Annotated in this window: 9 protein-coding genes; 3 read left to right on the forward strand and 6 right to left on the reverse strand. The window is 73.5% G+C overall.

All coding sequences use genetic code 11. The features are described 5' to 3' along the window. Window positions 1-46 precede the first annotated feature (46 nt). Together AB0K12_RS25265 and AB0K12_RS25270 are read left to right on the forward strand one after the other, a co-directional pair. Complete coding sequence (locus AB0K12_RS25265) at window positions 47-3,226, forward strand: ATP-dependent DNA helicase (protein ID WP_364565871.1); 3,180 nt, start codon at window positions 47-49, stop codon at window positions 3,224-3,226. Then, window positions 3,220-6,501: an ATP-dependent DNA helicase gene (locus AB0K12_RS25270; protein WP_364565874.1), complete on the forward strand. Its 3,282-nt coding sequence runs from the start codon at window positions 3,220-3,222 to the stop codon at window positions 6,499-6,501. The genes AB0K12_RS25265 and AB0K12_RS25270 overlap by 7 nt, the downstream gene beginning before the upstream one ends. Here AB0K12_RS25270 and AB0K12_RS25275 read toward each other — a convergent pair. Genes AB0K12_RS25275 through AB0K12_RS25290 form a run of 4 tightly spaced genes read right to left on the reverse strand, consistent with a single transcriptional unit; the run spans window position 6,461 to window position 11,675 of the window. Beyond that, the gene (locus AB0K12_RS25275) at window positions 6,461-7,534 is read right to left on the reverse strand and encodes a type III PLP-dependent enzyme (protein ID WP_364565876.1); all 1,074 of its coding nucleotides are present in this window, start codon (window positions 7,532-7,534) and stop codon (window positions 6,461-6,463) included. The two genes, AB0K12_RS25270 and AB0K12_RS25275, sit on opposite strands and share 41 nt — an antisense overlap. Further along, window positions 7,531-9,063 (reverse strand): IucA/IucC family protein, encoded by a 1,533-nt coding sequence (locus AB0K12_RS25280; RefSeq protein ID WP_364565878.1) that lies wholly within the window; start codon window positions 9,061-9,063, stop codon window positions 7,531-7,533. Before AB0K12_RS25280 ends, AB0K12_RS25275 begins: the two co-directional genes overlap by 4 nt. Continuing rightward, the gene (locus AB0K12_RS25285) at window positions 9,064-10,539 is read right to left on the reverse strand and encodes an IucA/IucC family protein (protein WP_364565880.1); all 1,476 of its coding nucleotides are present in this window, start codon (window positions 10,537-10,539) and stop codon (window positions 9,064-9,066) included. Continuing rightward, entirely contained in the window at window positions 10,536-11,675 is a 1,140-nt protein-coding gene (locus AB0K12_RS25290) for a siderophore biosynthesis protein (RefSeq protein ID WP_364565883.1), read from the reverse strand. Before AB0K12_RS25290 ends, AB0K12_RS25285 begins: the two co-directional genes overlap by 4 nt. 146 nt (window positions 11,676-11,821) lie before the next feature. Between AB0K12_RS25290 and nudC the strand changes: the two genes are divergently transcribed. Beyond that, window positions 11,822-12,793, forward strand: a complete 972-nt coding sequence (gene nudC, locus AB0K12_RS25295) for an NAD(+) diphosphatase (RefSeq protein ID WP_364565886.1) — start codon at window positions 11,822-11,824, stop codon at window positions 12,791-12,793. A 3-nt stretch (window positions 12,794-12,796) separates the two neighbouring features. Here the strand turns inward: nudC and AB0K12_RS25300 are convergent, their stop codons facing one another. Continuing rightward, a complete protein-coding gene (locus AB0K12_RS25300) occupies window positions 12,797-13,045 on the reverse strand; it encodes a mycoredoxin (protein ID WP_355426373.1) in 249 nt (82 codons plus the stop codon). 75 nt (window positions 13,046-13,120) lie between these two features. Then, window positions 13,121-13,933 carry an alpha/beta hydrolase gene (locus AB0K12_RS25305; protein ID WP_364565889.1) on the reverse strand — a complete coding sequence of 271 codons (813 nt, stop codon included), beginning with the start codon at window positions 13,931-13,933 and terminating at the stop codon, window positions 13,121-13,123. Window positions 13,934-13,994: the final 61 nt, after the last annotated feature.

Genomic DNA, 13,994 nt, shown 5'->3' on the forward strand with positions numbered 1-13,994 from the left:
CTGGCGGTTGGTGCGGCGCGGCAGCGGGGGGCCCGATGTGCCTCCTGTGCTCGATGAGCACCAGCGTGCCGTGGTCGGCCACGAGGGCGGGCCGCTGCTCGTTCTCGCAGGTCCTGGCACCGGCAAGACCACCACCATCGTCGAGAGCGTGGTCGACCGCATCGAGCGGCGCGGCCTCGACCCCGAGCGGGTGCTCATCCTCACCTTCAGCCGCAAGGCCGCGGAAGAGCTGCGCAGGCGCGTCACCGGCCGGCTGCGCCGCACCACCCGCACCCCGCTCGCCCTGACCTTCCACTCCTACGCCTACGCGCTGCTGCGCCGCGAGTCCGTGCTGGCGGGCAAGGAGCCGCCGCGCCTGCTCACCGGCCCCGAGCAGCTGCTGGAGATCCGCCGGCTGCTCCACGGCGAGCTGGAGCAGGGCGCGCCGGGCTGGCCCGCCTCGCTGCGCGAGGCGCTCAAGACCCGGGGCTTCGCCGAGGAGCTGCGCGACTTCCTCTCGCGCGCGTACGAACGCGGCCTCGACCCCGAGCACCTCGTCGCGCTCGGCCGGCTGCACGGGCGCTCCGACTGGGTGGCGGCCGGCCGGTTCGCCGAGCGCTATCAGGACCGCTTCGACCTCGCCCCCGAGGAGACCTACGACTACGCCGAGCTCATCGGCGCCGCCTGCGCGCTGCTCGACCGGCCCGAGGTGCGCGAGCGTGAGCGGGCCGCCCACGACGCGGTCTTCGTGGACGAATACCAGGACACCGACCCGGCCCAGGAGCAGCTGCTCGCCCACCTGGCGGGCGACGGCCGCGACCTCGTGGTGGTCGGCGACCCCGACCAGTCGATCTACGGGTTCAGGGGCGCCGACGTCCAGGGCATCATGAAGTTCCCCGAGCGCTTCAAGACGCTCGACGGCCGCGAGGCGCCGGTGGTGGCGCTGCGGGTGTGCCGCAGGAGCGGCGCCGAGCTGCTGGAGGCGTCCAGGCGGGTGGCGGCCAAGCTGCCGGTCGCGCCCGCACCCGAGCACGACCAGCGCCACGGGCACCGCGACCTGGTGGCGCTGCCCGACGCCGACCCGGGCGACGTGCGCGTGCTGCTGGCCGACAGCACCAGCCAGGAGGCCGCGATCGTGGCCGACACGCTGCGCCGCGCCCACCTCATCGACGGCGTGCCGTGGCACCGCATGGCCGTGCTGGTCCGCTCGGCCAGGCGGCAGGTGCCGCTGCTGCGGCGGGCGCTGGTCAACGCCGGCGTGCCGACCATGATCGCCGGCGACGAGGTGCCGATCGCGCAGGAGCCGGGCGTGCGGCCGCTGCTCACGATGCTGCGGGTGGCGCTCGATCCGTCCCAGCTCGACGAGGCGGTGGCGGAGGAGCTGCTGACGGGCCCGCTCGGCGGCACCGACATGATCGGCGTACGCCGCCTGCGCCGCGCACTCAAGATCGCCGAGAACGAGGCGGTGACCGCCCTCACGAGCGACCCGGCGGAGCCGGAAGAGGGGGACGACCCCGAAGAGGGGGAGGGGCCCCAAGGGCCGCTCACGGCGCGGTCGTCCGGTGAGCTGCTGGTGGCCGCCGTCAAGGACGTGCGCGAGCTGACCCGCCTGGAGCCGCACGTCGCGCTGCCCGCCGAACGCGTCGCGAAGCTGCTGGCGGCGGCCCGCGAGGCGGCCGCGCAGGGCGGCACCGCCGAAGACCTGCTGTGGACGATCTGGCACGGCAGCGGCCTGGCCGAGCGGTGGAGCGAGCTGAGCCTCGGCGGCGGCCCGAGGGGGGCGCAGGCCGACCGTGACCTCGACGCGGCGGTGGCGCTGTTCGACCACGCGGCGAGGTTCGTCGACCGCATGCCGATGGCGGGGCCCGAGGTGTTCATCGACGACCTCGCGGCCCAGGAGATCCCGGGCGACACGCTGGCCGACCGGGCGCCCGACGGCGACGCCGTACGCGTGCTGACCGCCCACCGCTCCAAGGGCCTGGAGTGGGACGTCGTGGTGGTGGCGGGTGTCCAGGAGGGCGTCTGGCCCGACCTGCGGCTGCGCGGCTCCATGCTGGGCGTGGAGGACCTCGTGGAGGTGGTCGAGGGGGCCGAGCCCAACGCCGCCTCGCTGGCCTCGAAGCTGCTGGCGGAGGAGCGCAGGCTGTTCTACGTCGCCGTCACCAGGGCGAGGCGCAGGCTGGTGGTCACGGCGGTGGGCGGCGAGGACACCGACGAGCGGCCGTCCAGGTTCCTGACGGAGCTGATGCCGGGCGGGGTCGAGCCGGCCACGATGGACGACCGCTCACGCTGGCTCAACATGCAGGCCCTGGTGGCCGACCTGCGCAGCGCGGTCACCGACCCGACCAAGCCCCGCACGATGCGCCGCAAGGCCGCCCAGCAGCTCGCCAGGCTGGCCGCGGCGGGCGTGCAGGGCGCCCACCCCAACGACTGGTACGCGCTGACTCCCATCTCGGACGACCGCCCCCTGAGCTGGCCCGGCGACGTCGTCAGCATCTCGCCGTCGGCGGTGGAGAGCTTCACCAAGTGCGGCCTGCGCTGGCTGCTGGAGACCGCGGTGGGCGCGGCCGGCACCAGCACGGCCCAGGGTCTCGGCAACGTCATCCACGCACTCGCGGTGCTAGCGGCGACCGACCTGCCCAGCGAAGACCTGCTGGGCGACCGGCTCGACCAGATCTGGAACGAGCTCGACTTCGGCGGCGTCTGGTACAACCGCAAGCAGCGCCAGGTCGCCGAGCAGATGATCGGCAAGTTCCTGCGCTGGCACAAGGAGAACCCGCGCGAGCTGGTGGCCCTGGAGGAGGCGTTCACGGCGATGGTGTCGGAGGGCGTGCAGATCAAGGGCAGGGTCGACCGCGTCGAGCGCGACTCCGACAACCGCGCGGTGATCATCGACCTCAAGACCGGCGGCTCCAAGCCCAAGGCCGGCGACATCGACCGCCATCCGCAGCTCGGCGTCTACCAGCTCGCGGCGCTGCTCGGCGCGTTCGCCAGGCACGGCATGACCGAGCCGGGCGGCGCGGCGCTGGTGCAGGTCGGCAAGGCGGCGGGCAAGCACGACGCGGTCGAGCAGAAGCAGCAGCCGCTGTCCGACGACAAGGACCCTGGCTGGGCCAAAGACCTCGTCGACACGGTCGCGATCGGCATGTCGGGCCCGTTCTTCCAGGCGAAGGTCAACGACGGCTGCCGCACGTGCGCGGCCAGGGCGAGCTGCCCGGTCAACGACGGCGGGGGGCAGGTGTGCTGACCCCGGCCGAACTCGCCGGCAAGCTCGGCATCCTGCCGCCCACGCCCGAGCAGGCGGAGGTCATCGAGGCGCCGCTCGAGCCCATGGTGGTGATGGCGGGCGCGGGCTCGGGCAAGAGCGAGACCATGGCCGGCCGGGTGGTCTGGCTGGTCGCCAACGGCCTGGTCAAGCCCGAACACGTGCTGGGCCTGACGTTCACCCGCAAGGCCGCCGCCGAGCTGGCCACCCGCGTCAGAGAGCGGCTCAACGGCCTGGCCGAGGCCGGGCTGGTCGAGCCGGGCGCGCTCGACAACGAGCCGACGGTCTCCACCTACCACGCCTATGCCGCCCGCCTGGTCACCGACCACGCGCTGCGCGAAGGTCTCGAGCCGACGATGCGCCTGGTCACCCCGGCCGTGTCGTGGCAGCTCGCCTCGCGGGTGGTGGCGATGTACGACGGGCCGATGGACAAGATCGAGCTGGGCCCGCCCTCGGTCACGGCGGCCCTGCTCGAGCTGGCCGGCGAGCTGTCGGAGCATCTGCGCACGCCCGGTGAGGTCCGCGAGGTGGGGCGGTGGCTGGACGAGCGGCTGGCCGCGCTGCCCGGCCGCACGACGCAGGCGCAGCGCAGGCCGGTCGGCGTCCAGGCGGCGAGGGAGCAGCTGCTGCCGCTGGTGGAGGCGTACGAGCGGCTCAAACGCGCCCGCGAGGTGATCGACTACGGCGACCAGATGTCGCTGGCGGCCAGGATCGCCTCCCGGCACAAGGAGGTCGGCGAGATCGAGCGCTCCCGCTACGCGGTGGTGCTGCTCGACGAATACCAGGACACCAGCCACGCCCAGCTCGTGCTGCTGCGCTCGCTCTACGGCGGCGGCCATCCGGTGACGGCCGTGGGCGACCCGTGCCAGTCGATCTACGGCTGGCGTGGCGCGTCGTCGGGCAACCTGCGCCGCTTCCCCCGCGACTTCCGTACCGCGACGGGCGACCAGGCGCAGCTGCGCCGGCTCAGCGTGAGCTTCCGCAACGGCGACCGGGTGCTCGACGTCGCCGCCCGCGTGCAGCTGCCGTTGCGCATGGAGGCCCGCGAGGTGCCGGTGCTGGTGCCGGGGCCCAACCGGGTCGAGCGGGGCCGGGTCACGTGCGCCTTCCACGAGACGGCCGAGGACGAGGCGAAGTGGATCGCCGACGGCATCGCGAAACTGCTCGGCCAGGAGGTGGCGCCCGACGGCCTGCCGTGGGGCGAGAAGGAGCGCAAGAAGACGCTGCAGATCCAGCCGCAGGACGTCGCGATCCTCGCGCGCAAGCGCTCGCAGTTCCCCGCGCTGCGCAGGGCGCTGGAGGAGCGCGACATCCCGGTCGAGGTGGTGGGTCTCGGCGGCCTGCTGACCGTGCCCGAGGTGAGCGACATCGTCGCCACCCTGCGCGTCCTGTACGACGCCACCGCCGGCGACGCCCTGGCCCGGCTGCTGGCCGGCCCCCGCTGGCGCATCGGCCCCGCCGACCTGCGGGTGCTCGGCGAGCACGCGCGCACGCTGGCCCGCGAGCTGAGCGAGAGCGGGCGTGCCGGCGACCCGCTCGACCAGGTGGTGGCCGACCTCGCGGAAGAGCGGGGCAGCCTGGTCGACGCGCTCGACGAGCTGCCCGATCGCGAGGAGTGGCTTGAGCCGTTCTCGCCGCTGGCCCGCACCAGGCTCGTCGCGCTCGCGCAGGAGCTGCGCCAGCTGCGGGCGCACACCGCGCAGCCGCTGCCCGACCTCATCACGGAGGTCGAGCGCAGGCTGGGGCTCGACATCGAGGTGGCGGCGCGCAGCGGCACGGCCGGAGCGTTCGCGGCACGGGCCGACCTCGACGCGTTCATCGACGCGGCCTCCAGGTTCGCGGGCGACGCGGAGGACCCGACGCTGGGGGCGTTCCTCGCCTATCTGCAGGCGGCGGAGAGCGAGGAGTTCGGTCTCGAGGCGGGCCGGGTCGGTGAGAGCAACAGCGTCAAGCTGATGACCGTCCACGCGTCCAAGGGGCTGGAGTGGCCGGTCGTGGTGGTGCCTGGCCTGTCGCAGCTGGTCAGCTCGAAGGGGACGATCGCGACCGGCAGCATCTTCCCGGCCACCCCGGTGATGAACAGCCGCTGGACGGAAAATCCGCGCAAGCTGCCCTACCCGCTGCGCGGCGACGCGGCCGACCTGCCCAGGCTGGGCGGGCTGAGCAAGGAGGAGCTGGCCGCGTTCGACGAGCACTGCCGCGAGCGCGACCTGATGGAGGAGCGCAGGCTCGCCTATGTCGCGGTGACCCGCGCCCACTACCACCTCATCGCCTCCGGCTACCGCTGGGGCACCGCCACCAAGCCGCTGGAGCCGTCCGACTTCCTGCTGGAGATCCGCGACACCGCCGACCGGGTCGCGGTCTGGGCCGACGCGCCGGCCGAGGGCGCGGGCAACCCGCTGCTCGCCGAGCCGGCCGAGGCCACCTGGCCGGTCACGCCCGAGGGCCTGCGCTACGAGTCGGTGCTCGACGGCGCCCACCTGGTGGAGGACGCCCTGGCGGGCACGCTCGCCGACGAGGAGGGCGAGGCGCTCAAGCCGTACGAGGAGGAGCGGCTGCGCGCCTGGGAACGCGACACCGACCTGCTGCTGCGCGAGCGCGAGCTGCACCGCCGCCGCCCGGCGACCACGGTCGAGCTGCCGGCGAAACTGACCGTGTCGTCGCTGGTCACGCTGGCCGCGGACCCGCGCGAGCTGGCCCGCAGGATCCGCCGCCCCGTGCCGGTCAAGCCGGCGCCGCTGGCCAGGCGGGGCACCTCGTTCCACAAGTGGCTGGAGACCCGGTGGGACCAGCAGCGGCTGATCGACGACTTCGAGCTCTTCGACGAGGAGCCGGAGGAGGCCGACGTGCGCCTCGCGGAGCTGCAGGAGCGCTTCGAGGAGAGCGAGTGGGCCGACCGGCGGCCGATCGACCTGGAGATCCCGTTCGAGATGATGATCTCCGACCGGCTGGTGCGCGGGCGCATGGACGCCGTCTTCGAGCGGCCAGGGGGCGGCTACGAGGTCGTCGACTGGAAGACCGGCGCGCCGCCCCGGGGCAAGAAGGCGCAGCGGGCGGCGTCGGTGCAGCTCGCGGCGTACCGGCTGGCCTGGGCGCACCTCGCGCAGGTGCCGCTGGATGAGGTGGGCGCGGCCTTCCACTACGTCCGCGACAACCGCACCGTACGCCCGATCGACCTGCTCGACGCCGACGGCCTGGTCGCGCTCATCGAGAAGGTCAGGACGTCAGATGGTGGAAGGCGGGCTTCGGGTGCATGAGGAAGTCGTGGTGGGAGATGTTCCAGGCGTAGGCGCCCGCCATGGCGAAGACCACGGTGTCTCCCACCCGCACTGAAGTCCCGATATTTCGGGCGAAAACGTCTTTCGGGGTGCAGAGCTGGCCGACGATCGTCACCGGCTCATCCGAAACCCCCGGCCCCGCGCCCGTCGGCAGCACCGCGAACGGCTGGTCGTGCCCCTTCGTGACCGGCGTCCGCAAATGGTGGGTGCCGCCCAGCACCACCGCGTACGCCTGCCCGTGCACCCGCTTCACGTCCACCACCCTGGTCACGTAAGAGCCGCAGTACGCGGTCAGCGCCCGCCCCGGCTCGACCCGCAGCAGCCGCCCCCGGCGCAGCGCGTCCAGGCCGGCGCCGTACGCCGCCCAGTCGAACCGCTCGCCGGGCGAGGCGTACGACACCGCCATCCCGCCCCCGAGATTGACCTCCTCGTACGCCCCGTCGCCCAGCAGCGCCTGCGCCAGCCCGAGCAGCTGCGGCGCGGAGAGGCCGCTGGCCAGGTGGGCGTGCAGGCCGCGCAGTCGTACGCGGTCGGTGAACAGCGGCAGGCACTCGGCCACGCCCGCCGCGTCCATCCCGAACGGCCCGCTCATCGTCAGCGCCGCCCCCTCGACCGGCAGCCCGGGATTGAGCCTGAGCAGCACGTCGGCCTCCAGCCCCGTGTCCAGCAGGCGGCGCAGCTCGTACGGCGACTCGACGTGCAGGCGGTGGTGCGGCAGCCGCAGCTCGGCGTCGGTCTTGCCGGGCCCGCCCAGCGCCACCGGCATGCCGGGGAACAGGCCGGTGACGTGCGCGTGCTCACCGGCCGACGACACCTCGAACCCGTCCACGTGGCCGGCCAGCACCCGCAGCAGCCCGGCGTCGGGGTTGGCCTTGACGGCGTAGTACAGCTCAGTGGCCCCCAGAGCCCGCCGTACGGCCGCGACGTGCGCGTCCAGGGCCGGCAGGTCATAAACGTAGGCGGGGAGCTGAGGGAGGCGTACGGCGGCCTCCTGGACGCGTGGGGCGATCATGCGAGCGGGTTCGCGATCGGCACGTACCCGGCCGTCCTGTCGGCGGCCCTGGCCCAGCGCACGCCCAGGTTCGCCTTGGCCGGCAGCGGCGCGCCCGCGAGCAGGTCCGACAGCCCGAGCGGCCGGCCCAGCGCGTCCGCCTGCCGGTCGAACAGGTCGCGGGCCTCCCGCCACAACGCGCGCAGCAGGGCGTCGTCGGGCCCGGCGACCGTCGCGGCGATCTCGGTCAGGTGGTTGACGAGCAGGCAGTAGACCACGCGCGCCCAGCCGCGCTCGGCGTCGTGGGTGAGCCCGCGGGCCACCTCGGGGTGCAGCCCGGCCAGGTCGTGGCGGCCCTCGACGAGCTTGGCGCCCTCCATGTCGCGGAAGACGGCCTCGACGGGCAGGCCGTCCGCGTCCAGGCCGACCAGCACGTTCTGCAGGTGGGGCTCCAGCACCACGCCGTGCGTGAAGTACAGGTCGAGTACGGGCGGCGCGACCACCCCCACGTACGCGCGCCACCAGCCCAGGGGATCGGGCGGCTGCTTGTCGAGCGCCAGGGCGGCGGCCGGCACCGGGGTCACGCCGGGGGAGCAGGCCGCCCACGGGCTGTGCCGCACGATCACGCCGAGGCCCTCGCGCCACCGGGTGCCGAGCGCGGCGGAACGGTAGCCGGGCTCGGGCAGCCAGCGGGTGCCCGGGTGCCGCACCGACACCGCGTCGAAGATCGGCGCGAGCCGCCTGGTGAGCTCGACCGCGCCGGCCAGCTCGTACCAGGCGTTCTTGCGCACGCAGTTGGTGATCCTGACGTCCAGGGAGAACTTCAGGCAGACCTCGTGCGCGGGTGCGTACACCGTGCGCACCGACGACGTGGGCGCCACCACGGGACCGGGACCGAGGTCGATCAGCTCGCCGCCGAGCGCGGGACGCAGCAGGTCGAGCTGCCACGGATGCGCGGGCAGCACCCGATAGCCGGGCGGCGCCTCGCCCAGCGCGTCCAGCACCGAGGGGTCGCCGCCCTCGTCCAGCACGTCATCGCGCACCCCGAGGAGCCTGACGGGGAACTCGGCGTGCGCCTCCGGCGCGTAGCGCAGCCAGCCGTCGCCGCCGCGCGCCTTGGGGCTGGGGTGGAACGGGTGCCCGTACACCAGGGCCTGCTCCGAGGCCAGCCACGGGTCGGCCGGCGGCACCGCCTCGACCCTGGCCCGCAGGATCGCCTCCATCGCGGCCCTGCTGGCCGCCACCTGCCCGGCGAACTCGGCGTTCCTGCCCCCGAGCTCGGTCTCCACCAACGTCACCAGCTCGTCGCTCGACAGCGGCCGCCAGGCGCCGGACTCCAGCCGCTCGGGCGGGCCGTCGAAGCGCAGCGCCGCGCCCCCGTGCGTACGGGCCCGCAGCAGCACCCCCGCCACCCGCAGCAGCACGTGCGGCGGCGCCGGCCACACCAGCCCGCGCGGCCCGGCCACCTCCCGCACGCAGCAGCGCAGCAGGGCCGCCAGCGTCGCCTCCTCGGCCGGGCCGCAGGGCGCCTCGATGGCCGGTCCGTGCATTCAAGCTCTCCTCAGGTAGTTGGGCCCGCTGGTGCCGTAGAACTTGTTGATGTCGCGCGCGCCCGACCGCTCCTTGGCCACGAGCGTCCCCGCGGTGACCATGGACTTGCCGGTCAGCCTGGCCGCGTCGAGCGTCCGCGCGCGCAGCAGCCTGGCCATGGGGTCGTCGCCGTACTCGTCGAGCGCCTCGGCCAGCGTGTCGCGCAGCAGCGCCGCCGCCTCGGCGTGCGGCAGTGCGCCGAAGGCCACCGACGCGGCGGCCAGGTGCAGCGTGATCGTGACGAACACGTCGGCGAGCGCGTGGGGGTCGTCGTTCAGCAGGCGCTCGTCGGCGAAGCCCGGCACCTCGACGCCGCTCGCCCGCAGCCGGGACGGCGAGGCGAGCAGGCCGTCGTTGTCCTTGACCAGCAGCCGCATCCGGCCGTCGGGGGCGAAGAGCAGGGCGAGGTTCTGCTGGTGCGCCTCCAGGGCGACGCCGTGCCGCACGAACAGCCGGACGTTCCAGCGCAGCAGCAGCCGCAGGTAGGCGGGCAGCACGTCGCCCAGCTCGGCGAGCACGCCCGGCGCGTTGAGCGCCGCCACCGGCACGATCTTCCCCTCGGGCAACCGCCTGACCATCCAGGCCAGGTGCTCGTCCCCGGTCTCGGCGTAGGTCTGCTCGTCGGCCAGGACGACGTCCGGCCCGGCCAGCTCGCGCAGCAGCAGCTCCGCCCTGGCGCCGTCGGCGAGCGTGCCGGGCTTGAGCGAGCGGCGGTTCCTGAGGCCGAGGGTGCTGACGGGGATGGGCAGCTTGAGGTGCAGGCGGGGGGAGACCTCGACCGTCCGCATGGACAAGGTGGGACGTACGGTGACGGCCGCCGCGTCCAGCACCCGTACCCAGTCGATCCGCCGCACTTCGGGCACCGCCAGCGGGTGCACGGGAAACAGCACCTCGCCCTCAAAAGGCGCCACCTCAGCGGGCAGCTCGGCTGAGCCGGGCGCGAGCAGTTCGCGCGGCACCACCGCCCACCGCAGCTCGAACGAGGGCCCGAACTCCGGCGCGTAAGCCCGCAGCTCCGCCTCCGACAGTCCCACCCGCGCCCGCGACGTCGGATAGACCGGATGGTCGAGGAACGCGGCCAGCGTCTCGTAGGACGGCCCCGACCGCAGCACCTCATGGGCGACCTCGTCGTGCAGCTCCAGCGCGCCCAGCGCCGCCAGGCACTCCTCGAAGAACGCCGCCACCCCGCCCGCGTCGGCCGGATCGGCGACCTCCGCCAGCGTCTCCAGCACCTGCTCAAGGCCCAGTGACTCGTCCTGCGCCACCTCGAAGTCCTGGAACAGCAGCCCGGGCCGCAGCCGCACCCACCGCCCGTCGGCCAGCGTCAGCCCGACGCCGTCCCTGGTCCTGGTGACGCGGGCGGCGAGCCCGCCGTAGTCCTCGCGCAGCAGGGCGTTGAGCACCCGCGCGGCCAGGTACGCCTCCCTGGAGCTCATTCCACCACCCACGGGCGGGCCGCGCGGAACCCGGCGACGGCCGCGTCCACCGCCTCCCTGGAGGGCCCGACGGCCCGTACGACGCCCAGGTAGTCGCGGTTGGTGCGGGTGAGGGTGACGACGTCGCCGACCGAGCGCAGCGGCCGGTGCCAGAGGCGTACGCCGCCGTCGGTCACGGACTCGTGGCCGGGCGCCTGCTTGATCACGCCAGGCCGGTCGGCGACGACGCTGACCGCGCTCGCGTGCGCCGAGGTGGTCGGGACGCCAGGTACGCGCTCGCCGAGGTGCACCCGCAGGATCCACTCGAACAGCGGTACCCCGAGCACGTCGGCGAGCAGGAAGTCGCAGTGGTCGCCGATCACCCGGTAGTTCACCTCGATGATCCGCGGTCCTGAGGGGGTGAGCACGTACTCGGTGTGGCACGCCCCGAACCCCACGCCCAGCGCCCGCAGCGCGGCCAGCACGTGCGCGTGGGAGCCGTCCGGCGCCGCCCAGTCGAGCCGCTCTTCCACGAAGTACGGCAGCGCCCCCAGCGTCGTCTCGAACCCGCCGAGCACCCGCGGCCCGCCCTCGTCGCCGAGCGTCTCCAGCGTGCGCACGGGCCCTTCGAGGTACTCCTCCACCACCAGCGCCTCACCCGGCCGCCGTCTCCTGACGCCGGCCACGGCGGCGGCGAGATCGTCCGTCACGAGCATGACGTCCTCGCTGGCCACCCCCTCACGCGGCTTCACCACCACCGGGTACGGCACCCGCTCGGGCACCGGGTCACCGGGCCCCAGCCGAAGCGAGAAGACCTCCTCGATCCCGGCCGCCGCGAGCGCCCGCCGCATCAGGAACTTGTTCTTGGCCGCCGCGCACGCCCGCCAGTCCTTGCCGGGCAGCCCGAAGTAGGCGGCGGCGAGCGCGGTCTCGGTCTGCAGGTGGTCGGAGTTGGAGAAGACGGCGTCGGGCCTGCCGAGGTGCTCGATCGCGTCGATGAGGGCCCGGGGGTCGCGTACGTCGCAGCGCACCGCGTCCGGATGCCGCTCGGGGCGGTCGGTGAGGATCGTCACCGAGCAGCCGAGCGCCCGCGCCGCGGGCAGGAAGCCGTCCGTCACGGAGTCGGTCGGTTTGAGCGCGGTCAGGTAGAGCCGCAACGCGAAGGCACCCCCGAAGAATCAGGTAAGGCTAACCTAACTCGTCGATCTTAGCTCGGGAGAGATCACCACGGGGTGCTGATTCCGTAATCACCGGCTAACTGCGAGGTCATAGGATGACAGGGGAAATCGGGAGGGGGCGGCCAGTGCAGACCGCGGAAGACAAGCTCATCGGACCACTGCTCCTCGCTCGGGGGACCACCGACAGATCATCGGTGCTGCGCGCCGACGACGGGTGGCTGGAGCGGGCATGGTCCGACCCTGCGACGAGGGTGCTGGTCATCGACAACGGCCACACGCTGGTGCGGCGCACGGGTGACGAGGTGCACGCGGTGCTGTTCACGCCGGCCGAGGCGCCGCCTGGGCCGCGCTACCTCCTGGGCGTCGACGACGGCGCCGCCTACTTCGCGGTGGCCGCGCCCCTGCCGGGGCTGCCCGCCGGCGACGTCAACGGCCGGCTCACCACCCCGATGGGGCTGCGCGACACGCCGGAGGGCCGTCCCGTCGCGGCCGGGCTGCGCCAGGCCGGCGGGCTGCTCGGCGACCGCGACGCGGGCCTGCTCGTGCACGCCGTGGCGCTGGAGGCCTGGCACTCCACCCACGAGTTCTGCCCCCGCTGCGGCACCCGCACGACCATGCAGGCGGGCGGCCACATCAGGGTCTGCCCGAGCGACGGCAGCCAGCACTTCCCGCGGGTCGATCCCGCCGTCATCATGCTGATCCGCGACCCCGACGACCGCTGCCTGCTGGCCCGCGGCCCGCAGTGGCCCGAGGGGCGGCTGTCGATCCTCGCCGGGTTCGTCGAGCCGGGGGAGTCGCTGGAGGCGGCGGTCATCCGCGAGGTGGCGGAAGAGGTCGGCATCACCGTCGCCAACCCGCGCTATCTCGGCAGCCAGCCCTGGCCGTTCCCGCGCAGCCTCATGCTCGGCTTCTTCGCCGAGGCCACCACGACCACGCTCACCCCCGACGCCGACGAGATCGCCGAGGCGCACTGGTATTCGAGGACAGAGCTGCTCCGCGCCCTCGACTCCGGCGAGCTGCGCCTGCCGCCGCCCGTGTCGATCGCCCGCCGCCTGATCGAGACCTGGTACGGCGGCGAGCTGATCGGCGACTGGTGACCGTCAGGCCGCTCCGAGCAGGGCCTTGACCTCCATGGCCGAGGGGTTCGTCCGCACGACGCGCCCCTTGGGGGTCTCGATGACCACGGTCGGCACCACCTGGTTGCCGTTGTTGACGCTCTCCACGAACTCCGCGGCCGCCTGGTCGCGTTCGATGTCGACGTCCTTGAAAGCGATGCCCTCGCGGGTGAGCTGGGCCTTGAGCCGCTTGCAGGGGCCGCACCACGTAGTGCTGTAGACCGTGAGCGCCATCTGAGGAATCCCTCCAAGGTCAGGAAATCAAGCGATCCGTGCAACAACCCGCGACGTCCGCATAATCCCGGATTCCTACCCGATGCGCTCCGCGATCCACGCCTGCACCCGCTCCGCCACGCCCGGCTCCCGATAGAGCGGCGAGCTGTGGTTGGTGCCCGGCGCCGTCAGCACCGTCACCGGCACGCCCACCTGGCCGAGCATCTGCTTGAGCAGCTGGCTCTGCACCGGCGGCACGAACTCGTCCTTCGAGTGCACGGTCAGCATCGGCGCGTCCTTGCGGCTGGCGTGCCAGGCCACCTCCATGCTGGCCCAGACCCGCGAGCACTTGCCCTTGGGCGCGCAGCCGCCGGCGAGCTTGATGGCCGCCGTACGCAGCCTGCGCTTGTTCGGGTCGGGCGACTTCGCCCCGTCGGAGTACGCGCGCAGCGGCGAGATGATCGGCGACAGCCCGACCACGCCCTTGAGCCCGTTGATGCCGTCACCGTACGTGCCGACCGCCGCCGCGATGTGCCCACCCGCGGAGAACCCGACCAGCACGTAATTCTTCGGGTCGAACGCCCACTTGTCGGCGTGCTTGCGCGCGAGCGCGATGGCCGCCAGCGCGTCGCTGCGCTGCGCCGGCCACGCCGCGTCACTGGACAGCCGGTAGTTGAGGTTGAAGACCGTGTAGCCCAGCTCGGCGTAGCCCCGGACGATCTCCTTCATGTACTTCTTGTCGCCGCTGGACCACCAGCCGCCGTGGATGAGGAAGACGCCGGGCCGCTGCTGGCCGTCGGGCGTCCACCACACGTCCATGCTCTGGCGCTGGTGCGAGCCGTAGCGGACGGTCTCGACCGATAACCCGCCGAGGCCCTGTGCGTCGATGGGGTTGTGCACCGTCGGCACCGGGGTGGGATCGCCAGAGGCGCTCGCGGCGACAGGTGTGAGCACAACGGCAGCGAGCGCG

Source organism: Nonomuraea sp. NPDC049419 (assembly GCF_040676995.1).
GTDB lineage: Bacteria > Actinomycetota > Actinomycetes > Streptosporangiales > Streptosporangiaceae > Nonomuraea > Nonomuraea salmonea.

What these genes read in the sequence shown, in the direction of transcription:
- AB0K12_RS25275 (WP_364565876.1), bottom strand. Translation starts at nt 7,534, where the DNA reads ATGATCGCCCCACGCGTCCAGGAGGCCGCCGTACGCCTCCCTCAGCTC.
- AB0K12_RS25280 (WP_364565878.1), bottom strand. Translation starts at nt 9,063, where the DNA reads ATGCACGGACCGGCCATCGAGGCGCCCTGCGGCCCGGCCGAGGAGGCG.
- AB0K12_RS25285 (WP_364565880.1), bottom strand. Translation starts at nt 10,539, where the DNA reads ATGAGCTCCAGGGAGGCGTACCTGGCCGCGCGGGTGCTCAACGCCCTG.
- AB0K12_RS25300 (WP_355426373.1), bottom strand. Translation starts at nt 13,045, where the DNA reads ATGGCGCTCACGGTCTACAGCACTACGTGGTGCGGCCCCTGCAAGCGG.